This window comes from Globicatella sp. PHS-GS-PNBC-21-1553 (genome assembly GCF_033564055.1).
GTDB classification, from domain to species: Bacteria; Bacillota; Bacilli; order Lactobacillales; family Aerococcaceae; genus Globicatella; species Globicatella sulfidifaciens.
This window is the reverse complement of record NZ_CP085470.1, coordinates 1,932,459-1,958,175: the sequence shown is the minus strand read 5'-3', so window position 1 is coordinate 1,958,175 and position 25,717 is coordinate 1,932,459. Positions and strand designations below refer to the sequence as shown.

20 protein-coding genes are annotated in these 25,717 nt (G+C 37.2%); 1 reads left to right on the top strand and 19 read right to left on the bottom strand.

The annotated features are described in order from the left end of the window. The first annotated feature begins 253 nt into the window (after positions 1-253). The gene (locus tag LB888_RS09410) at positions 254-1,657 is read left to right on the top strand and encodes a hypothetical protein (RefSeq protein ID WP_318752745.1); all 1,404 of its coding nucleotides are present in this window, start codon (positions 254-256) and stop codon (positions 1,655-1,657) included. 344 nt (positions 1,658-2,001) lie between these two features. Here LB888_RS09410 and LB888_RS09405 read toward each other — a convergent pair whose 3' ends face one another. The 19 genes from LB888_RS09405 to ligA all read right to left on the bottom strand — a co-directional run bounded on the left by LB888_RS09405 (position 2,002) and on the right by ligA (position 25,717). Then, positions 2,002-3,273, bottom strand: a complete 1,272-nt coding sequence (locus LB888_RS09405) for a toxic anion resistance protein (protein ID WP_318752744.1) — start codon at positions 3,271-3,273, stop codon at positions 2,002-2,004. A 3-nt stretch (positions 3,274-3,276) separates the two neighbouring features. Further along, the gene (locus tag LB888_RS09400) at positions 3,277-4,320 is read right to left on the bottom strand and encodes a 5-bromo-4-chloroindolyl phosphate hydrolysis family protein (protein ID WP_318752743.1); all 1,044 of its coding nucleotides are present in this window, start codon (positions 4,318-4,320) and stop codon (positions 3,277-3,279) included. Positions 4,321-4,390: 70 nt separating this feature from the next. Continuing rightward, positions 4,391-5,662, bottom strand: coding sequence for a competence/damage-inducible protein A (locus tag LB888_RS09395; RefSeq protein WP_311920881.1), 1,272 nt, complete (start codon positions 5,660-5,662; stop codon positions 4,391-4,393). A gap of 262 nt (positions 5,663-5,924) precedes the next feature. Continuing rightward, complete coding sequence (locus LB888_RS09390) at positions 5,925-6,125, bottom strand: cold-shock protein (protein ID WP_066123681.1); 201 nt, start codon at positions 6,123-6,125, stop codon at positions 5,925-5,927. Positions 6,126-6,565: 440 nt separating this feature from the next. Continuing rightward, the gene (locus tag LB888_RS09385) at positions 6,566-6,841 is read right to left on the bottom strand and encodes a JAB domain-containing protein (protein ID WP_318753976.1); all 276 of its coding nucleotides are present in this window, start codon (positions 6,839-6,841) and stop codon (positions 6,566-6,568) included. Between the two features lie 519 nt (positions 6,842-7,360). Next, positions 7,361-7,882: a RadC family protein gene (gene radC / locus LB888_RS09380; protein WP_318752742.1), complete on the bottom strand. Its 522-nt coding sequence runs from the start codon at positions 7,880-7,882 to the stop codon at positions 7,361-7,363. Between the two features lie 63 nt (positions 7,883-7,945). Then, complete coding sequence (locus tag LB888_RS09375; protein ID WP_318752741.1) at positions 7,946-9,256, bottom strand: bifunctional folylpolyglutamate synthase/dihydrofolate synthase; 1,311 nt, start codon at positions 9,254-9,256, stop codon at positions 7,946-7,948. Between the two features lie 528 nt (positions 9,257-9,784). Continuing rightward, the gene (locus LB888_RS09370) at positions 9,785-12,511 is read right to left on the bottom strand and encodes a cation-translocating P-type ATPase (RefSeq protein WP_318752740.1); all 2,727 of its coding nucleotides are present in this window, start codon (positions 12,509-12,511) and stop codon (positions 9,785-9,787) included. A 678-nt stretch (positions 12,512-13,189) separates the two neighbouring features. Then, positions 13,190-13,957: a 5-oxoprolinase subunit PxpA gene (locus LB888_RS09365; RefSeq protein ID WP_318752739.1), complete on the bottom strand. Its 768-nt coding sequence runs from the start codon at positions 13,955-13,957 to the stop codon at positions 13,190-13,192. A 12-nt stretch (positions 13,958-13,969) separates the two neighbouring features. After that, positions 13,970-15,316: an acetyl-CoA carboxylase biotin carboxylase subunit gene (gene accC, locus LB888_RS09360; protein ID WP_318752738.1), complete on the bottom strand. Its 1,347-nt coding sequence runs from the start codon at positions 15,314-15,316 to the stop codon at positions 13,970-13,972. 27 nt (positions 15,317-15,343) lie between these two features. Further along, complete coding sequence (gene accB, locus LB888_RS09355; RefSeq protein ID WP_318752737.1) at positions 15,344-15,772, bottom strand: acetyl-CoA carboxylase biotin carboxyl carrier protein; 429 nt, start codon at positions 15,770-15,772, stop codon at positions 15,344-15,346. A 13-nt stretch (positions 15,773-15,785) separates the two neighbouring features. Continuing rightward, positions 15,786-16,790: a biotin-dependent carboxyltransferase family protein gene (locus tag LB888_RS09350; protein WP_318752736.1), complete on the bottom strand. Its 1,005-nt coding sequence runs from the start codon at positions 16,788-16,790 to the stop codon at positions 15,786-15,788. Further along, positions 16,780-17,517 (bottom strand): 5-oxoprolinase subunit PxpB, encoded by a 738-nt coding sequence (gene pxpB / locus LB888_RS09345; RefSeq protein WP_311921100.1) that lies wholly within the window; start codon positions 17,515-17,517, stop codon positions 16,780-16,782. The genes LB888_RS09350 and pxpB overlap by 11 nt, the downstream gene beginning before the upstream one ends. 336 nt (positions 17,518-17,853) lie before the next feature. Beyond that, positions 17,854-19,053, bottom strand: a complete 1,200-nt coding sequence (locus LB888_RS09340) for an NRAMP family divalent metal transporter (protein WP_318752735.1) — start codon at positions 19,051-19,053, stop codon at positions 17,854-17,856. Between the two features lie 210 nt (positions 19,054-19,263). Beyond that, positions 19,264-20,697 carry an Asp-tRNA(Asn)/Glu-tRNA(Gln) amidotransferase subunit GatB gene (gatB, locus tag LB888_RS09335; RefSeq protein WP_318752734.1) on the bottom strand — a complete coding sequence of 478 codons (1,434 nt, stop codon included), beginning with the start codon at positions 20,695-20,697 and terminating at the stop codon, positions 19,264-19,266. 12 nt (positions 20,698-20,709) lie between these two features. Further along, entirely contained in the window at positions 20,710-22,167 is a 1,458-nt protein-coding gene (gatA, locus tag LB888_RS09330; protein ID WP_318752733.1) for an Asp-tRNA(Asn)/Glu-tRNA(Gln) amidotransferase subunit GatA, read from the bottom strand. Between the two features lies 1 nt (position 22,168). Next, complete coding sequence (gene gatC, locus LB888_RS09325; protein ID WP_311921104.1) at positions 22,169-22,465, bottom strand: Asp-tRNA(Asn)/Glu-tRNA(Gln) amidotransferase subunit GatC; 297 nt, start codon at positions 22,463-22,465, stop codon at positions 22,169-22,171. A 15-nt stretch (positions 22,466-22,480) separates the two neighbouring features. Next, positions 22,481-23,692 (bottom strand): CamS family sex pheromone protein, encoded by a 1,212-nt coding sequence (locus tag LB888_RS09320; protein ID WP_318752732.1) that lies wholly within the window; start codon positions 23,690-23,692, stop codon positions 22,481-22,483. Between the two features lie 18 nt (positions 23,693-23,710). Then, complete coding sequence (gene ligA / locus LB888_RS09315) at positions 23,711-25,717, bottom strand: NAD-dependent DNA ligase LigA (RefSeq protein WP_318752731.1); 2,007 nt, start codon at positions 25,715-25,717, stop codon at positions 23,711-23,713.

Sequence of the window (25,717 nt, the reverse complement as noted above, 5' to 3'; positions counted from 1 at the left end):
TTTCCGGTCGTTTTTATTTTTCTTTTCACAAAGATAAGATTGCTTATAAACCATTTAAACGTTCTATTATCATTGATTCCACCACTCTTTTGACTCTTCTTTTTATCTAACTTTGTGAAAAACATATAATACTAACAAACTCATTCACTAAAATACTTATTAATTTTTTAAACATTTTAAAAGCCTTATCATTTTACTTTGAATTTAAATTTGGCTATGCTTTAAGTAGTTAATATGAGAGGAGAGAAGTAGAATGAAAAAATCATTATTAGCTAGTACACTGATATTGTCGTTGTTAGCCGGTACTTTCGTACCAACACTTGCCCCTGCTTATGCAGAGGAAACAACAACGGTGTCCGAAGATGAAGAAGAAACTACAGCAGAAGAAACTACAGCAGAAGAAACTACAGCAGAAGAAACTACAGTCGCAGAAGAAACAAGTAACGCAGAAGAAACAAGTAACGCAGAAGAATCTTCCGAAAATAATGAAAGTTCTGACGAAGACTCCGATGATACTGATGACAATGAAACAAATAATGAAGAAACACCTGCCAATGATGATGCAGCCGATGATGATGCAGCCGATTGGGAAGCTTTTCAAGCTAAGTTACAAGAAATATTAGAAGCTGAAAAAGTAGATGCTTTATATAAAAACTTAAAACCGATCAATTTAACTGAAGATGTTGAAGGCATTGATATTATCATCAATGGTTATTACTATTATGAAATAAGTAATTTCGATGTTGACTGGGAATATGTTTTTGGAGATCAAACAGAAAAAGGTGGCGTAATCGTCTATGATATCACCTTAAAAAACACAGGTGATCAAGACCTTTACCCTGTTCCTACCTTCAATACGACGGTGACCGGTAATGAAGATTATATTACGCATAATAATTCTTTAGTGAAAGAATCTCAATCACTCAATTGGTTATTCCATACCGATAATGAAGGTGTCTTAGAAGCAGGCAAAGAAATTCGTGGTTTCTATCCATTAGCGATTACACCAAATACAATGGAAAAAATTGAAGCCGAAGGTATTGGTCTAATGGAAACACCAGCTGTTTATACCTCTGAAGATTTTGAAACTGAGACTTTATTAGCTCGTGGAACTAACATTCGTATTCCATTTACTACTAAGGGTGAAGAAATTGCAGCCGCAGCCGCTGATTTCTATCCTGACGTCTACACATTAGAAAATTGGGGGAATAAAACGTTAGTTGATGAAGTTGAATTAAGTGAAACAATTGAGTCGCAAGGTTTAAGCATTACGATTGATAGTTACCAATTAACAGAATTAGAGCCAAATGAAGATTATAAAGATCGCTTTGCTGACTTTGAAGATGGTGCCTATTTATTAACAGTAGCTGTAACATATGACAATCAAACTAAAAAAGATTTACAGTTAGATATGGTTTCAGGTACCTTAGCATTAGCTGATATGATTAGATACTTCAGCGAAGGTTTATTAGAGCCACGTTTAGAAAATCGTGAATTACCTGCTGGTGAAACAGCCTCACGTTACCACACATTTTTAATGGATGGCAAAACTTATGAAAAATTCGCAGAAGATGAATGGGTATTAGAATTAAAACCTCAAGATACTGATTTTGACCGTTTAGGTGAAAAGGACGCGTTCTTCTTCGAACTTAAATAATAATGTTTAAATACTTCTGGCTTTGGACACGAAACAACGTATTGCTTGCCAACGTTAGTAATCGATATTGACAATTTAATAGCTGAGTAGTCTTAAACAGTGTCCTATCAAATGACTTAATAGCTACTCGTTTCGGGAGTGAGAAGACGTAGTGAAATTCAAATAATTTTCTACTTCTAGCTCACTCCCATTTTTCTGTACCACTTCGGTACATTCTTCCACTCGCTAAGAAGCCGATGGCTATTGCCTATATTTTTTATAATAATATTAAGCATCATCAAGCCCTTTTGACTCACTTGAAAAAAAAACGGAAAGAAATCAGCATTTCTTTCCGTTTTGTTATATTAAAATTGATAATTATCATCCTTAGTGCGATTAGCTTCTTGTTGCTTTTGTTCGGCCGTTATTTGCAATAATTTATCTCTTAAATCAAGCTCCATTGCTTGTAATTCTTGTTCAGCCAAGGCACGTTGACGTCGCCCTTCTGATTGAATTTGCAAGGTTTCTTCTAAAGTTTCAATTAAGTTAGCTTGCGTTTTTTGTAGGGTCTCAATATCAATCACACCACGTTCAGATTCTCGCGCGGTGTCAATAGCGCTTTGTTTTAACATATCAGAGTTCTTTAATAATAAATCATTCGTTGTTTCCGAAACTTGACGTTGAGAAACTGCAGCATTTTGTTGTCTTAATAAGGCTAAAGCAATGGTTATTTGGTTTTCCCATAATGGAATCGCCGTATGCACTGATACTTGGATTTTTTCAGCTAATGCTTGGTTCGTATTTTGAATCATACGAATTTGAGGTGCTTGTTGAATCGTCATTTGGCGAGTTAATCGTAAATCATGCGTTCGCTTATCCAAACGATCTAAAAATTGATTTAAATCATTGACGACTTGAACATCCATTTGACTATTACTTTTTTTAGCCTTTTCAATCGCTTCAGGAATAATTTTTTCTTGTAATTCTTGCATTTTGACTTCACCGGCAGCGATATAAATATTGAGTGCTTCAAAGTAATCTTTATTCTTCTCGTATAATTGTTCTAACATTAAGTTATCGTTTAATAACTCATTTTTCTCACGTTCTAAACGGATGGCTACTTTATCAATTTGGCTACCAATTTTTTGGTATTGTATTTGCGTTTCGGAGATTGAAGCTTTCACCTTTCCAAATAATCGTTTAAAAAGATTAGGTTCAGCAGTTAAATCTTTTGGGTTAGATTTTTGTAATTGAGTCATCAATTCGGTTAATGAATCACCAATTTCTCCAGTATCTTTTAATTGAACACGATTTAACATTGAATGTGAGAACTCACTTAATTTCTTTTGGGCATTGGAACCATAAGCAATGACAGCATTCATATTGGTTTCGTCAATTTGACTAGCTAAATCTTTCGCTTGCTTTTGACGATGTTCAGGTAAACGGTCAATCAGTTTACTATTCGTTATTTGTCGCTTCGATAACATTTGAGCATCTAATAAATCTTTTTGAACACTTGTTAATTCATCACGGGTTGTTTTTTCATCAAAAGGATTACTAATTAATTCCTCAACTTCTGATGATGTCGCTTCGCCAATTAATTCATCAAATAAGCTTTCAGTATCTTTTTCAGCCATATATTATTCCTCCTCAAAGTTAAATGGGTCGCTCACTAACTCATCAATCGTATCTTGATTAGTTGTGTTATCTATTTCCTTATTAAGCGCACGATTCGCTAACTTTATTTCATCTTGTAAATCATTATATAATGATTGATGGAAATGGACATAGCTCTCTGTAATGGATTCACAAATACTGTCGATTGTCAGAGCACTTTTTTCTAAGATTAAATAGGTTTGTTTATTTTTGGCAACGTGATCGGATATCTCGGTATATTTAGCGGTTAAATCTTCTAATGATGGTAATAATTTATTTAAGAAGATACCTGCTTGAGCTACCCGTTCAGGTTCTTTAACAATATCTTTGAAATATTGTTTTGAAACGGCTACTACATTGTGTCGATTTTCAATGACTCTTAATTTAGCCACTTTATTCATTTCCACTTCAATATTTTCAATCCGCTCCTTGGCTTCGGCCATTTGTTGACGGAAAAAGACAATTTCTTGTTCCGATAAACCATGTTCACGATAATGATTTATCTTATCTTGTGTCGGTTTAAATTTATAATTTTTAGGCGCATGATGACGCATAGTGAAAAAATCCATTAACAACGCCATTCCAAAGAAGGGAATAGTACAAGCTACCACTAAAGAACAAATAATAACGGTCGTTCCTATCATACCATCTATCGGTCGTGCCGCATAGGTATCAACTCCAGCATAGTAACTGGTCAATACGACAAATCCCATGCCAATATAATAAATCACTCTTAACCAGTTTTGGTGGAAACGACGATCTAATAAATCAAACAACCAGGAAATGAGTGCATGTCCCGCAAAAATTCCGGTTGATACTACGACGATATTGGTTTCAGGTACATCTGAATAACGACCGAAAATAATCGCAGACAATAAATTCGCAAACAGGACAATAATCAAGGCACCGCTTGAAATTTGAGTTACCTTTTTATATTTAAATGTTGCTTGCTTAGTAAAGATACTTGCTAGTAAGGCGAAGTAAATTAACACTAATAATACATAAGGTAATTGATATATCATAAGCATTTTAAAGACCTCCTTTATTCTATATTATTATTATACAGGTTGAATGTTATTCTTTAATCGGCCTCTAGACCTATTTATCTTTGACGCGATTGATCATTAATCTTAATTGATTCAAGGCGTTTTTAGCCGCACGGTCCCTAATAAGCGCCCGGTCGCCAAAGAAATGATATTCTTTCACTTCAATTTGCCCCTTATAATAAGTTCCTACATACACCAGGCCAACTGGTTTACCACTTTCATCACTTTCAGGCCCAGCTAAACCCGTCGTTGCGATTGCCACATCAGCATTGAGTCTTTGCACGACTCCCATGACCATCTCTCTTGCGACTTCTCTACTCACTGCACCAAATTGGTTAAGCGTTGATTCTTTCACGCCAACGGTGTTTATTTTTGATTCATTGGAATAACATACAATCCCTTCTTTAAACACTTGTGAAACACCACTTTGTTCAATTAGTAATGACGCTACATCCCCACCTGTTAGTGACTCGGCTACACTAATAGTTAATTGTTTGTCAATCAGTGTTCGAGCTAGTACACGATGCATTTCGGTTTGTGTTTCAGATACTTCCGAAGTACCGACTAAATAGATATATTCACCTACCCGTTCTTTAATCGGTTGGAGCGCCGTCTCTATCAAAGATAAGCACTCTGCTTCATTTTGACCAGATGCGGTAACTCTTAATAATACTTCTGCTGTTTTAGCATATAAAGCCATCGTTGGATTCGTTTGCTGATCTAAAATATCTTTAATTTTTGTTTCTAATAATGATTCACCAATGCCAAAAAAGCGAACATAACGTGATGCAAAAACTTGACGACTCTTTGATTTCAAATAAGGTTCTACTTGTTCGTGATACATTCGTTTCATTTCTCGAGGTGGCCCCGGCATTAAAATAATTCGCCGTTCGTCTTTATCTAAGATTAATCCCGGCGCAGTACCAATCGGATTATGTAAAATAATAGCGCCTTGTGGCACCATCGCTTGTTTGCGGTTATTGTCAGCTAATTGATAATTAGGATTTTTTCCCATTAAATAATCAACAATCTCTTGCCAGACCGATTCTTGAAATTCAAGGGGCATTCCCATAAATTCGGCAGCAACATTCCGCGTTAAATCATCATCAGTAGGTCCTAACCCTCCCGTAATAATAACAGTATCAGCTGCTTCAAAGGCTAATTCTAATGCTCTTTTTAATCGTTCAGGATTATCTCCTACTGTTGTTTGTTTATAAATATTCACACCAATATTAGCTAATTCATTTGCTAAATAAGCCGCGTTGGTATTAATAATATCGCCTAATAATAATTCTGTTCCACATGATATTAATTCTACTTTCATTTCGACACCTCATCTCCTCTATATTATACCAATTTTTTACTATTGCTTACAAAACAAATTCATTCACTAATGGTTAAATCGAAGCTTTCAGTCCCTTCAATGTACTAAGTCACCTAGAGGTTAGCAATTGCTTTGTTTGCTTGCTTTGTGTTATCATTACGAAACATTCAATGCACTAAGGCATCTAGTGGCTAGCGATTGTCTTAATAATACAAAAACGGTTAGAACCGAAGTCCTAACCGCATCATTGATTTAATTAAAATTAAGCTTTCTGTACGTTAGCTGCTTGAGGTCCACGAGCGCCTTCTTCAACGTCGAAAGTAACTGATTGACCTTCTTCTAAAGTTTTAAACCCTTCACCTTGGATAGCTGAGAAATGAACAAATACATCATCAGCAGATTCACGTTCGATAAATCCAAAACCTTTTTCTGAATTAAACCATTTAACTGTTCCTTGTTCCATTAATAATGAACTCCTTTGTGCCTATGCACGTAAATATTTATTTCTGTGAATGGTAAAACTAAATATAAATCAACTTTCCCTTATGGTAAAACAAATTATAATTCAAACTTTCCCTTAACAAAAACATACGTCTATTGTAACACGTTTTCATTTTGTTAACAAGCTATAAGACTTAAATTTAAGAATCCCTTCACAATAATAATGCAAAGACGATATCAATTCAATCAAAATAGATGCCACGTAGACGCGTTGAAAACAAGCCTAAAATAATTCAATAACTTTTTTCTTTAAATTTAACTTTTACAATATCAATTTGGTCAATGTATTAAAATGTCTAATTTAATCGTTTTAACTGCAAGCCTAGCATTTTTAGTTGTTCTATTGATAATATCTAGACTGGTTATAGATAATTCTAATTTCTTAAAATTACTTAATTAAACCTAATCAAAAATAATGGTAACTTCTCTTAAACTTAAATAATTATCTTGTCCAATAATAATATGATCCAGTAATTCAATTCCCATTAAATTACCACACTCAATCATTCGTTTAGTAAAAATTAAATCCGCTTGCGATGGCTCTGGATCGCCGGACGGATGATTATGTCCAATAATAATTCGCGCAGTTGGATATTTTACGGCTTCTTTAAATAATTGTGATAGGTAAATTTTTGAAGTTATCGCCAATTTTTCCCCCACACCACACGGTACGTGCAGCTTTCACCGCATACCGCGTTCCATCAATTATGTTTTATAGCATACTCTTTTACACAATTGACTGAAGGCTATTCCTCCTTGTGGATTAGACAGATCAATGGTCATGCCTTCGCTCTCACAGAAGTTAATGACTGTCACCAATCAACTAGTTTAGCGAACGTAAATTCTACCTAGCTTCTGCTTTCAATGTTGACTTATTTCTATCATTTAGGTTAACTTAGATGGCTACTTTCAATAAATAAGTTCGCTATTTCCTGTAAAAATAGAAGGTCTTTCATAGCGAGACTTCTTACTCAACCTCTACTTACTTATTGGTCCACATAACTTCGTTCTCCTCATCTTATTAACCGACTTCCGGCATATCAAATCACTGCTAAATTTTTCTGCCGACTTTACCGCGCTTCATACCATCTATTATTTACGTAACAAATCGCATGGCGGAGCTTAAAGAAAGCATTTCCGGACGTTACCCCTTCATTCTACTTTTCGAAATAAGCCTTCTCTTATAAAATAAGAGCCTTAGCTTTTCACTAAGGAACATTTCGCACTCTCACGCGGGTGCGCAACTGAACTGTTAACCGTCCCTTTAAAAATATCTTTTCGTCGTATAATCTCATTTTTCGTATTCAAAAAGAGTGCTGTTAAATGTTCTTGATGAAATTGTCTCATCTCGCGCAAAAGCCATTCTCCCACATCCTTAGTCGACGTAATCTTACCATACTTCGGAATGGTACTCGTAGCGATTCTTAAGCCAAGCTCCATCGTCGCTTTTAGCTCAATGGCCTTTATTGGCCCAATCCCTGGAACACTTTGTAATTCCTCTAAGCTTGCTTGATTTAACCCATATAAAGTTTCGAATTCTTGAATTAAACGTAAAGCCAATTCAATGACATTTTCTTGTCTGGTACCGGTCCGTAATAAGATTGCCAGCAATTCATGATCAGCCAGTGCCTTTTCACCAAAATATAATAAGCGTTCTCGTGGTCTACTTTGTTTGGGGACTTCCTCTATAAAAAGATTACGATTTTTACTCACTTCCATATAAAAACTCCTTTCAGTGATAGATACACCAAAAGGAGTTAAAATACTTTAATTCAATCTTTTTTATACGTCACTCAGTAACAGCTCTTTATTTAAGTAATGAGCTCGAACTTGTGCGATAAAGTATAGTGAACCCGTCACCACTAACATATCTTGGTCACCTGGTGTTAGTTCATGTTCCCAATCAATACTAAAACGCGTCGGAATGTTTATTTCAGAATGTTGTTTAATCAGCAATTCAAAATCATCCACTAACATAGAATTTGGATGTTCAAACTCCGTAAAGACAATTTCTGCTAAAGGCATTTTCAATAATAAATTAACGTGTGATAATTGATTTTTTGTCATTAGACCTGAGTATATTAACTTAATCTTTTTGTCTGCTAAATAGGTCTGCATCGTATCTGCCAAAGCATTCAAACCGGCTTCATTATGAGCGCCATCAATGTAAATTAATGGCTGATCACTTAATTTTTCCATCCGGCCAATCCACTTGGTTTCAAATAAGGCTTGGTGTTCGAGCTGAGTATCAATAACATGACCATATTTTCTCATCCAATGTTGGAAAAATAATAACGATAAGGAAGCATTATGAATTTGATGTTTTCCAATCATATTAATGCAATAACTATCTTGGCTATTGAATCGGAAAATACTACCTTGAGTTAATGATTGGCTTTGAATTTCATAGGTTGCATCTTGCCCCAATCGATAAAGTGTTGCCCCTTCGATGGCACAAATTCGTTCGATTTCTGCTTCCGCTTCAGCAGGTAATTCACCAATGAAGACATCCGCATCACCATGAATAATACCAGCTTTTTGTTGTGCAATTTCACGATAAGTATGACCTAATCGTTCCACATGATCTTTGCCAATCGTGGTAATCAAAATATCTTTAGAGTCAATCACATTGGTACAATCGTTTAAACCGCCCAATCCGACTTCAATTAAACAAATATCCGGTTGAACTTCATTAAAATATAAAAACATCATTACCGTATAAAGTTCAAAAAATACCAATCGACTATAGGGGGTCGTAGCCATATACTCATTAAGTTCTACCATTTTGTTCACTAAACGAATGACCGTTTCGTCGTCAATAGCTTCTCCATTCAAACTAATTCGTTCATTAAATTTCATGATATGTGGTGAGGTAAAGCCTCCCACAGTAAATCCATGTTTCATAAAAAGATTTCGTAAATAAGCAGTCACGGATCCTTTTCCATTTGTTCCACCGATATGAATTGTCTTTAAACCTCTTTGAGGATTACCAACAAAGTCTAATGCGACTTGAATTTTATTCAGTCCTACACGATGTACTTCGGTTTGTTGGTCATCCATCCATTGTATTGCTTCTTCAATTGTCCTTATCACAGCGCCACCTCTAATTAAATTAATAAAGGAATTGTATAATAGGGTCTAATCGTTTAATCGTTTAATCGTTTAATCGTCTTATCTGCTATCCTTACGTTTCCATCGCCTATTATACGACATTTCTACCAAAAAAGCGTGGTTTTGGTAAAAATTTTCTTCCTAAAGATGAAAGTCAATCTTATTGATGAATTTCGTTCAATTATCGCTCACTTAACAAAGAAAGATGGAGTAAAATAATATAAAATGATTCTCTCTTCTTCATTGGCCCCGTACAGATTCACAACAACTAGCAACTGATTTGATTATTCTTTATTGGTAAGTCCACACAGATTCACAACAACTAGCGACCCTATGACCCTTCTGTCGCCACCTCAGTCCAGGCGCGTTAAACGATGCGATCTTTTAACAGAGACTCTTCAATCATCTTTTTTCATTATAAAAATACAAGGCCAAACAGATATAATCTCTGCCCAGCCTTGATTTTAATCACTCTTAGTCGAGTGGGTTTATTTAAATTGTCTTACTCAATTATTTAACAGCTTTAAAGTCTGCTCCTGATTTTTCATATTTAGCAGCTACACCGGTTGCTCGTAAAATAAATTTGATGATTTCAACGAAGACAACGATACTTAGACCCGCTAAAATAACTAATAACCATTGAATACCAGTTAAATCATGAACGCCAAATAATGATTGTAAACCTGGAATTAACACAACCATTAATAATAAAACACCAGAACCAACAAAGGCCATATTTAAGTATTTGTTGTTAAATGGATTAGTACTGAATAATGATTGGAATACTGATTTCACATTATATGAATGGAATAATTGTAACATACCTAATGTTAGGAATGCGACCGTTTCAGCTAAGACATGACGTTCATCCCCTACTAATTGAGTTGGGAATGGTCCGTAAGCAGCTAACCAATACATGAATAAAGTAATTCCACCCTCTAAAATACCTTGATAAATAATACTTGGAAACACACCAAATGATAAGAAACTATCTTTTGATGTACGAGGAGCATGTTTCATTGAACCTTTTTCAGCGTCTTCTAAACCTAAGGCAATCGCTGGAAAGACGTCTGTTACTAAGTTAATCCATAAAATATGAACGGGCTCTAAAATTGTCCAACCTAACAAGGTTGCAAAGAATAAAGTAAATACTTCACCTAAGTTAGCAGATAATAAGAATTGAACAGCTTTTTGAATATTAGCAAATACTTTACGTCCTTCTTCTACCGCTACTACGATTGTTTCAAAGTTATCATCCGCTAAGACCATATCTGAAGCACCTTTTGATACTTCGGTACCAGTAATTCCCATACCAACACCGATATCTGCTTGTTTTAATGATGGCGCGTCATTAACACCGTCACCCGTCATTGAAACAACCACATCATTGGCTTGCCATGCTTTGATAATACGTACCTTATGTTCTGGAGAAACACGCGCATAAACAGAATAATTCGCTACAGAACGTGCTAATTCTTCATCAGAGATTTCATCTAATTGCGCACCATTTAAAACATGTGTTTCATTATTGGTGTCATTGGCATCTAAGATACCTAAACGTTCAGCAATCGCTTGCGCTGTTACAGCGTGGTCACCGGTAATCATAACGGTACGGATACCCGCTTCTTTAGCCACAGCAATGGCATCGCCTGCTTCTTTACGCTCAGGGTCAATCATCCCTACTAAACCAGCAAAGATTAAATCTGTTTCAATTGTTTCTGATTTAACATCCGCAGGAATTTCATCAATAATTTTGTAAGCACCCGCTAAGACACGTAAAGCATCTTTCGCTAAATTTGTATTATATTCTAAAATTTCATCCACTTGATTGTCAGCTAAAGTAGTAACTTCACCATTGTTATCAACTTGTGTACAACGTTTAATTAATTGGTCAGGTGCCCCTTTAACAGCAACGAAATAACGTCCGTCTTCTAATTGATGAATCGTTGACATTAATTTACGATTAGAATCAAATGGTACTTCATCGACACGTGGAGATTTTGTTAATTCGCCTTTTAAGTCGAATTGTTTATCTAAAGCATATTTAATCATTGCCGTTTCAGTAGGATCTCCTAATAGTTGGCCTTGATCATCAATTTCTGTGTCATTAGCAAATCCGATTGATTTTAATAATGGTGTATTTAAGTCAATCGCTTCACTTGCATCATGCAATTCACCATTATAGTAAACTTTTTCAATCGTCATTTTATTAACAGTAAGGGTACCTGTTTTATCCGAACAGATTACTTGAGTACTTCCTAAGGTTTCAACCGCTGGCAAAGTACGAACTAAAGCATTACGATCAGCCATCGTACGCGTACCTAGTGATAAGATAATGGTTGAAATAGCAGGTAAACCTTCTGGAATAGCTGCAACCGCTAATGAAATAGCCACTAATAACATATCCAATGGTAAACGTCCACGTAAAATACCCACTAAGAAAGTAACCACAGCAATCCCTAAAATTAACATCGTTAAGGTCTTACCTAATTTTTCTTGGTCACGTTGTAATGGTGTTAATTGTTTTTCAGTACCTGATAACATGGTCGCAATATGCCCGACTTCAGTTTGCATACCAGTGCCGGTTACGACCCCAACACCACGACCATAAGTAACGTTAGTACTTGAGAACCCCATATTACTACGATCACCAATACCAACCTCATCGTCAGCTTCTAAGGTGGCTGCTGCTTTTTCACTTGGAACAGATTCCCCAGTTAAAGCTGCTTCTTCAATTTGTAATGAGCTCGATTCAATTAAACGAACATCGGCAGGTACTACGTCTCCTGCTTCTAGGATAATAATATCTCCGGGTACTAATTCAGTACTTTTAACATTTTTAATGGTACCGTCACGACGGACTTTAGCACTCGGTGAGGCCATTTTACGTAAAGCATCAATCGCTTCTTCAGCTTTAGCTTCTTGGAAAACACCCATTATCGCGTTTAAAATAACTACCAATAAGATAATAAAGGCATCGGTTAAACCTTCCATCCCTTCAGCAACAACCGATACAGCCGCCGCCACTAATAAGACTATAATCATGAAGTCTTTAAATTGCTCAATGAACTTTTGTAGCAATGTTGTTTTTTCTTCTGTCTCTAATTCATTGAAACCATATTCTTCTTGCCGTTTTTTGACTTCAGCTTCGCTTAAACCTTGCGAAACATTCGATTCCAACTTTGAGACTACTGAGTCACTAGACTCAAGATATGGGACAAAATCTTTCTTTGTCATGTTTTTCCTCCTAAATTTTAATTTTCATATTCTCATTAGAAGTTCTTTTAAAAAAATGAGACTTCTACGCCAACTCACCTAATAGTAATTGAACGCACAAGTCTCACTTTTTAAGTACAGTACCAGCAGATATACCTACTTGACGATGTTGATACTGACAAGGTATTCAAACCTTAAGTTACTCCCTCATGGATATGAAATTATAATATTATTATACCAAATCAACTTCAAATTGCAATTAAAATCATTATTATTTTTATTAATAATTTTCTTCTTTTGTAAACTATAGGGAGTGGGCAAGAAGTAGAAAATCAGTTGATTTTCGCTTCGTCTGCCCACCCCCGCACAGTTGAGTAGGCCTCAAACAAGTCGAAAGACGTAGGTTGAGGCCACTCAACCACTGCGCTTTGAATTAAATAGATATGCTTGAACAGTATTTAAAAAATTTTTGCCCAGCCTCAATAACATTAAGTGATTAAAATATTATTCTCAACTCGATATGACTCTGCAATGAAAATAGGGACCGTCACTCATGAAATCTATCTACCTTAAAGACTGGAAAAGTCCGATCTATTTCATTGCCATGTGTTCTTAGTGAATGATTGACAGCCTCAGACAGAAAACTTAATGTTTCTGTCCAGTCTGTCTAGACTAAATAATCACTCAAAAAATTTGCTCTTAAATCAAATTTTGCAACGAAACAATTTGAATCCCTTCAGCAATTAATCGTTGATGGATTTGTTTAGCAAACGTTTCTGCATTGGGACCATCTCCATGTATACAAATCGAATCGGCTTCAATCGGAATAACATTACCATTAATACTGATAACAGTACCTTCTTTAATCATTTGGATAACCCGATTAATTGCATCATCGGGGTCTTCAATCATGGCACCTGGTAATTTTCGATTCACCAATAAACCTTCATCCGTATAAGCACGATCAGCAAACACTTCCGAAGCAACTTTTAATCCACAAGCCTTTGCTGCTTTTAACATCTCACTACCAGATAATCCTAAGAAAACTAAATTAGCATCAAAACTGGCAACTGCCTCGGCGATGGCCATGGCTAATTCAGCATCCTGAGCGGCCATATTATATAAAGCGCCATGGGGCTTTACATGATGTAAGGTCTTCCCTTTTGCTTTAGCAAAGGCACTTAACGCACCTAATTGATATAAAACATCATTTTTAGCTTCAGTAGGAGTAATAGACATTGGTCTGCGGCCAAATCCGATTAAATCGTTCAAACCAGGATGAGCTCCAATCGCCACCTCCTCTTTAACCAATAAATCGACCGTTTTTGCCATGACATTGGGATCGGCAGCATGGAATCCACAAGCTACATTTGCTGATGAAATATACTGTGCCAGTGCTTGATCGGACCCAATTTGATAAGCACCAAAACTTTCGCCCATATCAGCATTTAAATCTACTTTTAGCATGTCTTTCCTCCTCTAATCAAGATGTAACATACGATTCACAAAACCAGTATCCACATTACCTTCAACAAATAATGGATGACGCAATAATTGGTACTGAAAATCTAAATTCGTTTCGACACCTAAAATAACCGTTTCGTCCAGTGCCGCGCGCATCTTCATAATGGCTGCCTCACGCGTTGGGGCATGAACTAAAATTTTGGCAATCATTGAATCATAGTCTGGCGGTATGACATAACCACTGTATAAAGAAGTATCGACTCGCACACCATTACCTGCGGGTAAATGTAAATGGGTGACTTTACCAGGATTCGGCATAAAGTTCTTCTCCGGTATTTCGGCATTAATACGACATTCAATCGCATGGCCACGTAATTGTACTTCTTCTTGTTTAAAACTTAATTTTTCACCATTGGCGACTCTTATTTGTTCAATAATTAAATCCGTGCCAGTCACCATTTCAGTCACACCATGCTCTACTTGTATACGAGTATTCATTTCCATAAAGTAAAAATTTCCTTCATTATCTAAAATAAACTCTACTGTTCCTGCGTTGACGTAACCAACGGTGGTGGCTGCTAATACAGCTGCTTCATTCATTGCTTGACGGATTGTATCATCAATTGCGGGTGAAGGGGCTTCTTCGATTAACTTTTGGTGGTTACGTTGGGTAGAACAATCACGCTCACCTAAAGCGACCACATTGCCATGCGTGTCGGCAATGATTTGAATTTCAACGTGTTTTGGATTGACGATAAATCGTTCTAAATACATCGCATCACTACTGAAAGAATTAACGGATTCCAGCTGTGCCATATTAAACAAACGTTTAAATTCACTCGGCTCATGAGCTACTCGCATCCCTTTTCCACCACCACCGGCAGCTGCTTTAATCATAACCGGATATCCAATAACTTCTGCTGCTTTTATCGCATCATCAACATCGTGAACAGTACCTTCTGTACCAGGAACAATTGGGACTCCAGCAGTCTTCATCGTTTGACGGGCATGAGATTTATCCCCCATCTTTTCCATCACATCCCCTTCAGGACCGATAAAAATAACGCCATGCTCTTGACAAAGTCTAGCAAAATTAGGATTTTCTGATAAAAAGCCAACCCCTGGGTGAATGGCATCGGCTCCGATATTAATCGCGGCCGTTAAAATACTATCTTGATTCAAATAACTATTACGTGCAGGACCTTCTCCAATACAGATACGCTGATCAGCCAGTTTAACATGAAGACTATCTTTATCTTCAACAGAATAGATAGCCACACTACGGATTCCCATATTACGACAGGCACGAATGATTCGTACAGCTATTTCGCCACGATTTGCTACTAATAATTTTTTAATCATTGTACGACTCCTTCCGTTCCACTGTGATTATATTTTTTTCACGCGGAATAATGGTTGGCCGTATTCGACTTTTTGTTCATTACTTACTAATACGGCATCAATAACACAATCATAGTTGCATTGAATTTCATTCATTAATTTCATCGCTTCGACAATACAGACAGTTTCACCTTTTTTAACAGTATCTCCTACTGACACATAGGCTGGTACATCCGGACCTGAAGCTGAATAAAAAGTCCCGACAATGGGAGAGGTGATATACAAGTCTTGATCTGACTCCTCATTATCACTATCTTTTTCAGTTTTTTCTGCTTGTGTGCTAATAGCAGCTGTGGGTTGTCCCATTTCTCCTTTGCGACTCATTTTAATTTTAGTGTCACCATCTTCTATCATAAATTCTAATAAAGATGATTCTTCAACAATTTGTACTAGTGCTTTAATTTTTTCTAAATCCATTATTCGTTTCCTCCTATTCAAATAACGTCGTCAAGCGTTTAGCCACTAAACGCACATCCAACACCTCTTGACAAGGTTGATGGATAGTATGGCGCATTTGACTAAATTCCCGTTGTTCTGCCAATAATAATTGTTGCGCTTTTTCGACTGAAATCGCCTCAAAACGAATTTTATGGTCTGTTTTACGTTGGACTAGTTTCGGGATATCCACCGAAGCAACTGTCGCGATTTTTGCATAGCCTCCGGTAGTTTGACGATCCGCTAACAATATAATGGGTTTGCCATGAGCGGGCACTTGGATAGAACCAAAGGCGGTACCGTCTGAAATGATATCTGCTTTCCCCTTATGGGCAATATATGGACCATCTAATCGACAACCCATGCGGTCAAAATCACTGGTCACCGTATATTCTTCATTTAAAAAGGTCCTTAATCCATCCGAGGTAAACATATCACTTTGAGGCCCCATCACTACCCGAATGATAGCTTCTTCTTGATCAAATTCATCAATATCTAAAGTCCGTGATAAGAAATAAGGTAGATAGCGACGTTTTATGCGGAAGCCAATAAAATCATTTTCTTTTAGACGACGCCCTTTGAAGCCCCCGATACCACTTTTAGTATTGGTTGAGCGACTGCCCATCACTACGGGAATGCTTAAATAACTGGAAAAAGCGATATAACCTCTCGTCCCAGTACGGGCTCCTCCAAATGATAAAACATCCCCTTTATAAACATAAATGGCGGTATACATCGGTACTGACTCATCATTAATCTTCGGCTGAAAATCGCCACCAGTAATCGCGATAATGGTTTCGGCTGTAAATTCAAGTGTTGGTCCCGTTAATGCAAACTCCAAAACAGCCTCATTTTCAGGATTATCAATTAATAGATTGGCAATTTTGAAAGAACGAACATCCATGACGCCCGAAACCCCGAACCCCTGGCTTTGATAGCCCATTCGGCCACTATCTTGAACTGTTGTATAAATTCCGGCCTTTAATACTCTAATGCCCATGCTTCCCCTCCTGTACGACATTAACTTGGTAATCACCAGCTGCAACTGCGGCTTCAATTTCTTGATAGGTCGCTTGGTCAACTGGTACAAAACGGATATAATCTCCAGCTTCAAACAAAATGGGTTCTTCACGCTCTGGATCATATGTTTTGATTGGCGTACGTCCTAACAATTGCCAACCACCTGGGGATTCTAGGGGATAAATCCCTGTTTGTGATCCACCAATCCCTACACTCCCGGCTGGTATTGCTTTTCGTGGATTATTTAAACGCGGAGTATGAATCCGATCATCTAATCCCCCTAGATAGCTAAAGCCTGGTAAAAAACCTAACATATAGATTAAATAGTCAGTTCCAGAATGAATTTGAATTAATTCCTCCTTGGTCAATTGTGCGTTTTTTGCAATAAACTCTATATCAGGTCCATACTCACCACCATAACAAACGGGAATTTCAAAAATGCGTTTTTTTAGCTGATTATTACTAATTTCAATGGTTAATAAATCTTCAGTAATCTTTTTTAAACGTCGAAAAGCAATAATACGCGGATCATAATTAATTAATAAGCTAGAAAAAGCTGGTATAAAATCAATGACCCCTTCAATTTTTTGGTCTTTAAACAATGAAACCAAACCGGTAATCTTTTGATTAATTTTTGGATCAATAACAGCTCCCCATTCGACTAACATCGAAGCGTCACCATGTGGTACAATTTTTACTTCGCTCATTTTTTCACCTCATCTTCAATTGCTGTCACTGCTATATTGATAACAGCCTTTCATTAAATCTTCATATTCTAATATTATCATAATTGGGAGTGAACCAGAAATAGAAAATCAAATGATTTGCGCTTCGTCTGTTCGCCCCCGCACAGTGGAGTAAGACTCAAACAAGTCATTAAGACGCAGGTTAAGACCACTCAACCACTGCGCTTTTAATTAACGGACAATCACTTGATTGGTTTTATCAAGTTAATGCCTATCCTCATTAAGAATTTTTGAAGTTACTATACTCAAAACAAATAAAGGAGCAAGCACTCGGCTCAATACTCCTTTATACTCATTTTAGCTAAATAATTGACCCAAATTTCCCAACGATTGAATACCCATATAAGCAGTTAAAATAACCACTATAATACCTAATCCCCATAAAACTTTAGGGTGCTTGTAGTTGGGTCCCATAATTGCTGGATTATTGGCTGCTAATAAACTGATACCTAAAGTAACGGGTAAAATTAATCCATTAAATGAACCGGCTACTACTAATAGGGTCGCTGGATTACCTAAAAAAGCCATCACCAAAGTCGATACCGCAATAAAACCAATGATAACTTGTTTTTCATACTTAGCTACCGATTTACTTAGTGTTTTTAAGAAAGAAACAGAGGTATAAGCCGCACCCACAATCGATGAAACTGCTGCTGATAATAAGACTAAACCAAAGAAACGATAGCCAATTTCGCCGGCTCCTTGTTTAAAGGCATCGGCTGCTGGGTTGTTAGGATCAAGTGAAACACCTTTACTAATCACACCAAAGATAGCTAAGAATAAAAATACACGCACAATCGAAGCAATTGAAATCCCCATAACAGAACTTTGCTTAATATGTGGCAAGTTTTCTTCAGAGGTAATGCCGGCATCAATTAAACGGTGAGCGCCAGCAAAAGTAATATAACCGCCAACTGTTCCCCCTAATAAAGTTAAAATCGCTGAAAATAATGAATCACTCGTTGCTGTAGGAAATAGCGATTCTTTTAATGCTGTCCCAATCGGTGGTTGCACAATGATAATGACAAGGAAAATAACGACAATCATAATCGCTCCCAATACTTTAGTAAAAGTATCCATCGCTTTCATGGCATCTTTAAGTAAAAAAACCATGATCGCGATGGCGCCAGCTAAAAAGTAACCAAACTGAGTTGGAATCCCTAATAAAGTATTAAAACCTAATGCTCCACCACCTACATTACCAATATTAAAGACTAATCCACCTAATATGACCAGAGCCGCGACAAAATATCCTAGACCTGGTAATACTTTATTCGCGACATCTTGACCACGTAGTCCAGTAACACATAAAACACGCCACACGTTTAATTGCACTATAGCTGCTAAAATAATGGTAATAATAATAACAAAACCAAAGCTACCCTGCAGGTCATTGGTAAATTTAGCTGTTTGCGTTAGGAAACCGGGTCCAATTGCTGAAGTCGCCATAATAAAGGCTGCTCCAATTAAAGCACTTGTTTTCTTCTTCGTATCCATTTGAAAAATTCCTTTCTAATATAAAATGATTTAAACTTATTATAATCAAATTTTAATTTATTAGCAAATTCTTTTTAACAACTCATGTTACATTATCTAACATCCGCAATAATATAACCTGCTTTCTGCTTCTTCAGCCAACAATATCTTAATTATATTAAAAAAAGATGAGAATCGTGTTCTCATCTTTTAGGACTGTTAAGAAAATTTTTATTTTAATTTATTCAAAGTCTCCATCAATAATTTATTTACGACTTGAGGATTCGCTTGACCACGCGTTTGTTTCATCACTTGTCCAACGAAGAAACCAACTGCACGATCTTTACCATTACGGAAGTCTTCTAAAGAAGATTCATTTTTTGCAATGACTTCATCAATAATCGGTTGTAATTTAGCTGGATCACTCAATTGAACCATTCCACGCGCTTCAACAATTTCCGTCGCATCGCCACCTTCTTCAGCTAAAATCTTGAATAATTGTTTGGCGATTTTTGAAGAAATGGTGCCATCTTCAATTAATTTAATCATTTGTGCTAAATTCTTCGGTGTTAACTTGATTGCTTCTAGGGTACTTTTCTCACTGTTTAAGTAAGCTGACACATCACCCATTAACCAATTAGAAGCTAATTTAGCATCAGCACCACTCGCCACTGTTTGATCAAAGAAATCTGACATTGTTTTCGTTAAAGTCAAGACCATTGCATCATACTCAGGTAAGCCATATTCTTTCGTATAACGTTGACGACGAACGTCTGGCATTTCAGGAATCGTGGCTTTCACCGATTCAATCCATTCTTCATCGATGGTGACCGGTGGTAAATCGGGTTCTGGGAAGTAACGATAATCCGCTGCACCTTCTTTAGTACGCATTAAAATGGTTTTACCAGTTGCTTCATCATAACGACGAGTTTCTTGTTGAATTTTACCACCTGCTAGTAATATTTGCGCTTGACGTTTTTCTTCAAACTCTAAACCTTTACGAACAAAGTTAAAACTGTTTATATTTTTCAACTCTGTTTTGGTCCCAAATGCTTCTTGGCCAAATGGACGAATGGAAATATTACCATCACAACGTAATGATCCCTCTTCCATCTTCACATCCGAAACTTCAGTATACATAATTTTTTCACGTAACGCTTCTAAGAAAGCATACGCCTCTTGAGGAGAACGTATATCCGCTTCGGTTACAATCTCAATTAAAGGTGTTCCTTGACGGTTAAAATCCACATAAGAATAGTCGTCAGTACCGTGAGTGTTTTTACCCGCATCTTCTTCTAAATGGACACGTTCAATGCGAATACGACGAGGATGCCCTTCTACTTCGATGTCGATATAACCATTTTGTCCAATTGGATAATCGGCTTGCGAAATTTGATAAGCTGTTGGATTATCTGGATAAAAATAATTTTTACGGTCAAAACGCATTTCACGATTAATCTCACAGTTTAATGCCAATGAAGCACGCATGCCAAATTCAATGGCACGTTTATTCATAACGGGTAACGCTCCTGGATAACCCCAGTCTTTTTCATTGGTATTCGTATTCGGTTCGGCACCAAAATGAGCAGGTGACGTACTGAATATTTTAGAATCAGTTTTTAATTCAACGTGGACTTCTAATCCAATAACAGTTTCAAAATTCATTTGTCTTACCTCCTATAATGTTGGTGCTTTTTGAACAAAGTCATGATTTTGTTCAAAATTATAAGCGACTTGATATAAGGTTGCTTCTGCTAATGGTTTAGCCATCATTTGTAAACCAATAGGCAATCCTTCGTGATCAAAGCCAGCCGGTACTGAAATCCCCGGTAAACCAGCGATATTCGCCGTAACAGTTAATAAATCTTCCACATACATTGCGATTGGATCTTTAACCCGTCCACCAATTTCAAAGGCGGTACTGGTTGTAGTAGGTCCCATAATAATGTCATATTCTTCAAAAACTTTATTTAATTCATCTTTAATCATGGTACGCACTTGCGCCGCTTTTTTAAAGAATTTATCAAATTGTCCTGAACTTAATGCATAAGTTCCTAACATAATACGACGTTTCACTTCTTCACCAAAACCTTCAGAACGCGACTTAACATAAACCTCTTCTAAAGTATGAGCGGATTCAGAACGGTATCCATAACGAACGCCGTCAAAACGTTGTAAGTTAGAAGAAGCTTCTGCTGATGAAATAATGTAGTAAACATTAATACCATATTTAATCAGTGGTAGCGATACTTCTTCAACAATCGCTCCTTGACTGGTAAAGTAATCAGCTGCTGCTTGCATTGCTTGACGGATATCTTCAGCAATAACCTCGTCCTTATACTCTTTAGGAAAAGCGATTTTCATCCCAGTTAAAGGTTGTCCGATTTTAGCACCATAATTCATTGGTAGATTAGGTAAGCTGGTTGAATCATGACGATCATGTCCAGCAATTACCTCTAAAATCAAGGCATTATCTTCAACTGTTAAGGTCATCGGTCCAATTTGGTCCAATGAAGAACCAAAGGCAATTAAACCATAACGTGATACAGTACCATAAGTAGGTTTTAACCCAACTAAACCATTAAAGGCTGCTGGTTGACGAATAGAACCGCCAGTATCCGAACCTAATGAAGCTGGGACTTGACGACTCGCTACGACCGCAGCTGAACCACCTGATGACCCACCAGGTACTCGGTCCAAATTCCAAGGATTGCGTGTTGTTTTAAAAGCTGAACGCTCCGTACTTGCACCCATCGCAAATTCATCTAAATTCACTTTTCCTACAATAATAGCACCCGCATTTTTTAATTTTTCAACAGCTGTAGCATCATAAGTAGGATTAAAATCTTCTAGCATTTTACTTGCTGCCGTGGTTGTTAAATCTTTGGTGACGATATTGTCTTTGATGGCAATCGGAATACCATTTAAAACCGGTGCATCTTCACCATAGCCGCGCTCATCAGCGGCTTTCGCGTCTGCTAAGGCTGCTTCTTTATTTAAAGCTAAAAAACTTTCAACTTTCGCATCAATGGTTTCAATTTGGTTAAATGTGTGTTCCACTAACTCAACCGCTGTAAAATCGCCCGCTTTTAGGCCAGCTTTCATTTCTTTAATTGTTGTTGGAAATACCGTCATTTTATGCCTCCTCACTTTCAATAATAGCAGGTACTTTGACAAATCCATCTTGACTTGTTTTAGTGTTTTTCAAGAAGGCTTCACGCTCAGTACCACGAATGACTTCATCTTCACGGAACACATTAATTAAGTCATTGCCATGATAAGTTGGTTTGACACCTGTTGTATCAACCTCTTCTAAATGTTCAACAAATTCTACGATACTATTAAATTCTTTCGCAAAAGTATCTAAACTTGAATCATCAAAAGCGAGTTTGGATAAATTCGCTACACGGATGATTTCTTCACGTTCTGTCATATTAATTCTCCTTTTCTATTGCTCATAAACATACGCCGTAAATTGACTATTTTCACCAGTACGCGTAATGATCGCTTCTGGACCATGAGCGGACACGATGCTAATTTCTACTGGTATGTTTTCTGGCAAGTTCTTTGTCGCCACATCTGTAACATGTTGTGTTAGAGCGGTGATTTCAGATTGTTGATAGAATTGTGAGACAATTTCAATAGTTAAAGATGCTAAGCCGTTATCAATATATAAGGCTTCACCGGTCACTCCATTTAAATGTGGGAAGAAGTTACGCACTTCATCACTAAAATTGTCAAAGAATGCATATTGTTCGCTATAATCGTCCGAAGACACTATTGGTAAAGCGACTCTATATTCATTTTGTTCAGTCCAATCAGAAATATAATTGCCTTCTCGTGAAATACCGTTCATCACATAAGTCCCACCAGCAATTTCATTGTTCGCTGTTTGTCTAAATAAGCCAACGACAATCGGCACATTACGTAAAGCTTCGGTATTACGTAAACGTCCTACGATAATATTAGCATATTGACGACCCCGTTCACGCATTTCACCTAAAGAAATTTCTTGTTCATAAGAAACACCTTCATCATCGGTATATTGATAAACACTATTCATCGCTAAACCAATCACCACGCCCGCTAATTGATAGCCTTCATCGGTTTCAACCATAATATTTTTCTCCATCACTTGCGTTAAGTAAATCGGTGTTGAAGTCGAATCAACGATTACTTGATTTTCTTCAGCAGCCATAGTGGTCTCCTCACCTTCGGCCATGGTCGTCTCCGTGTCTGGGGCTGTTTCTTCTTCATTGGCTGCCAAGGCGGGGTTAAGTCCTTCTGGGTTATCACTCGACTCACGCGCTAGCCAATTAGTCATAGTATCCTCGTCAATAATTTGTCCTTCTTGTAGGAAATATTGATCAGTTGGGAAAATCCCTTTACTAATACGTAATAGCCCTTCTTCAAAAGCGATTGTACTTCCAGCAGAGCTTAAATTAGTATTACTACTGGAGGCAATTCCCATTTCATAGCGACCATCGGTAATAACCGCACGGTAATAATCCATTGAAAGTTGATTAGCAGTCGTTTGAACTGCTACTTGATCGGGTGCTATCGTCTCTTCAACAACTTCCTTATCTAATTCGCTTAAACACCCTGATAGTAAGCCGACAATTGAAAACAATGTCGTGACTTTCATTATGCGTTTATTCATTCAGTTAATTCACATCCTTTATATTCGTTCCAATAACTGAGCCTCATTATAGATCGTGATGCCTAAATCCTGGGCTTTCGTTAATTTACTTCCGGCCGCTTCACCAGCAACGACAATATCGGTTTTCTTTGAAACACTACTCGTTACTTTAGCGCCTAATGATTCTAATTTCGCTTGTAATTCTTTGCGGTCGTAATCAGCAAAACTACCGGTAATGACCACCGTTTTGCCGGTCCATTCCGTCGATAAATTTGCTATATCCTCTATTGTAACACCTTGATACGACATTTGCACTCCCGCATCTTGTAATCTTTGAATTAATTGATGCGAACCCTCTTCAGCAAAAAAGTTCACTAAAGATTGACTAATCATGATTCCTAATCCTTCAATACTGCTAAAATCTTCTAATGTTGCGGTCATGATTCGTTCCATGGTACCAAATTTTTGGGCCACTAATTGGGCTGCTTTAGCACCAACATGGCGAATTCCCAAACCAAATAATAAGCGTTCAAGTGATTGTTGTTTACTCTCTTCAATTGCTTGTAAGATTTTATTAGCTGAACGATCTTTAATTTTGTCAAGTGTTAATAATTCTTCAAAAGTTAAATAATATAAATCTGCCGCATCCTTTACTAATTCTTTATTCAATAGTTGTTCAATAACTTTTTCACCTAAACCGACAATATTCATCGCATTTCTTGACACAAAATGACTTAATTGGGCTAATTGTTGGGCCGGACATAAAGGATTTTGACAACGTAATGCCACTTCATCATTAATTCTAATTAACTCACTTTGACAAGCAGGACATTGATTCGGAATGGTTAAAGGTTGTGAATTGGCTGGACGTTGGTCCATTAATACTTCTAAAATTTCTGGGATAATGTCACCCGCCTTATGCAGATGTACCGTATCTGCTATACGGACATCTAAATCAGCAATAATATCGATATTATGTAAGGTGGCTCGTTGGACGACTGAACCCGCTAAATTAACCGGATCCATCACTGCCGTAGGCGTGACTACCCCTGTTCGCCCTAAGGTCCATTCGACGTCCCTAACGACCGTAGTCGCTACTTCCGCCGGAAACTTATAAGCAATTGCCCAACGTGGTGCCTTAACGGTAAAACCTAATGCTTCTCTTAATTGGAAGTCATTAACCTTGATGACCACGCCATCAATATCATAAGGTAAATCATGTCGTTTAGCGCCTACTTCATGAATAAAGTCCATTACTTCATCTTTGGTTTGACATAAGCGACGTAAAGGATTCGTTCTTAACCCCACCTCACTAAATTGATTAAATAACTCTTCTTGTGACATAGGATTAAAACTTTCCGTTAATATCGAATCATAAATAAAAGCATTTAATTGTCTTTGCTTAGCCATTTTAGGGTCAATTTGTCTTAGGGCTCCGGCAGCCGCATTACGCGGATTAGCCAATGGTACTTCCCCTTTTTCATCGCGCGCGGCATTTAAAGCCGCAAAGACCGCTTTAGGCATATACGCTTCACCACGAACTTCCGTTGAAATGGGACGACGTAGTTGTAAAGGGATCGAATTGATGGTGCGGATATTGTGCGTAATATCTTCGCCAATCGTCCCATCGCCACGCGTAGCCCCTCTGACTAATTTACCTGCTTCATAGGTTAAAGCAATTGCGAGACCATCGATTTTACATTCACACATAAAACTCACCGGACCGCTGGCGGCATTTGTTACTCGTTCAATAAAGGCTGCCACTTCATTTTCATTAAAAGCATTGCCTAAACTATACATTGATTGAGCATGACTCACTTTTTTAAAACCTTCTAACAATTGTCCTCCCACCCGTTGAGTAGGCGATTCAGGACGAATCCACTCGGGATGGAGGGTTTCGATATCAACTAACTCACGATACAGCTCATCATAATCATGGTCTGAAGCTATCGGTTTATCTAACACATAATAATGATAGGCATAATCATTTAGTAGCTCAATCAACTGCTCTAAACGTTCAATTGAATTTGGTTGCATATTTTTCAT

Excerpts from the sequence above, each read along its gene's own strand:
- LB888_RS09410 (WP_318752745.1), top strand. The coding sequence starts at position 254 with ATGAAAAAATCATTATTAGCTAGTACACTGATATTGTCGTTGTTAGCC.
- LB888_RS09405 (WP_318752744.1), bottom strand. The coding sequence starts at position 3,273 with ATGGCTGAAAAAGATACTGAAAGCTTATTTGATGAATTAATTGGCGAA.
- LB888_RS09400 (WP_318752743.1), bottom strand. The coding sequence starts at position 4,320 with ATGCTTATGATATATCAATTACCTTATGTATTATTAGTGTTAATTTAC.
- LB888_RS09395 (WP_311920881.1), bottom strand. The coding sequence starts at position 5,662 with ATGAAAGTAGAATTAATATCATGTGGAACAGAATTATTATTAGGCGAT.
- LB888_RS09390 (WP_066123681.1), bottom strand. The coding sequence starts at position 6,125 with ATGGAACAAGGAACAGTTAAATGGTTTAATTCAGAAAAAGGTTTTGGA.
- radC (WP_318752742.1), bottom strand. The coding sequence starts at position 7,882 with ATGGAAGTGAGTAAAAATCGTAATCTTTTTATAGAGGAAGTCCCCAAA.
- LB888_RS09370 (WP_318752740.1), bottom strand. The coding sequence starts at position 12,511 with ATGACAAAGAAAGATTTTGTCCCATATCTTGAGTCTAGTGACTCAGTA.
- LB888_RS09365 (WP_318752739.1), bottom strand. The coding sequence starts at position 13,957 with ATGCTAAAAGTAGATTTAAATGCTGATATGGGCGAAAGTTTTGGTGCT.
- accC (WP_318752738.1), bottom strand. The coding sequence starts at position 15,316 with ATGATTAAAAAATTATTAGTAGCAAATCGTGGCGAAATAGCTGTACGA.
- accB (WP_318752737.1), bottom strand. The coding sequence starts at position 15,772 with ATGGATTTAGAAAAAATTAAAGCACTAGTACAAATTGTTGAAGAATCA.
- LB888_RS09350 (WP_318752736.1), bottom strand. The coding sequence starts at position 16,790 with ATGGGCATTAGAGTATTAAAGGCCGGAATTTATACAACAGTTCAAGAT.
- pxpB (WP_311921100.1), bottom strand. The coding sequence starts at position 17,517 with ATGAGCGAAGTAAAAATTGTACCACATGGTGACGCTTCGATGTTAGTC.
- LB888_RS09340 (WP_318752735.1), bottom strand. The coding sequence starts at position 19,053 with ATGGATACGAAGAAGAAAACAAGTGCTTTAATTGGAGCAGCCTTTATT.
- gatB (WP_318752734.1), bottom strand. The coding sequence starts at position 20,697 with ATGAATTTTGAAACTGTTATTGGATTAGAAGTCCACGTTGAATTAAAA.
- gatA (WP_318752733.1), bottom strand. The coding sequence starts at position 22,167 with ATGACGGTATTTCCAACAACAATTAAAGAAATGAAAGCTGGCCTAAAA.
- gatC (WP_311921104.1), bottom strand. The coding sequence starts at position 22,465 with ATGACAGAACGTGAAGAAATCATCCGTGTAGCGAATTTATCCAAACTC.
- LB888_RS09320 (WP_318752732.1), bottom strand. The coding sequence starts at position 23,692 with ATGAATAAACGCATAATGAAAGTCACGACATTGTTTTCAATTGTCGGC.
- ligA (WP_318752731.1), bottom strand. The coding sequence starts at position 25,717 with ATGAAAAATATGCAACCAAATTCAATTGAACGTTTAGAGCAGTTGATT.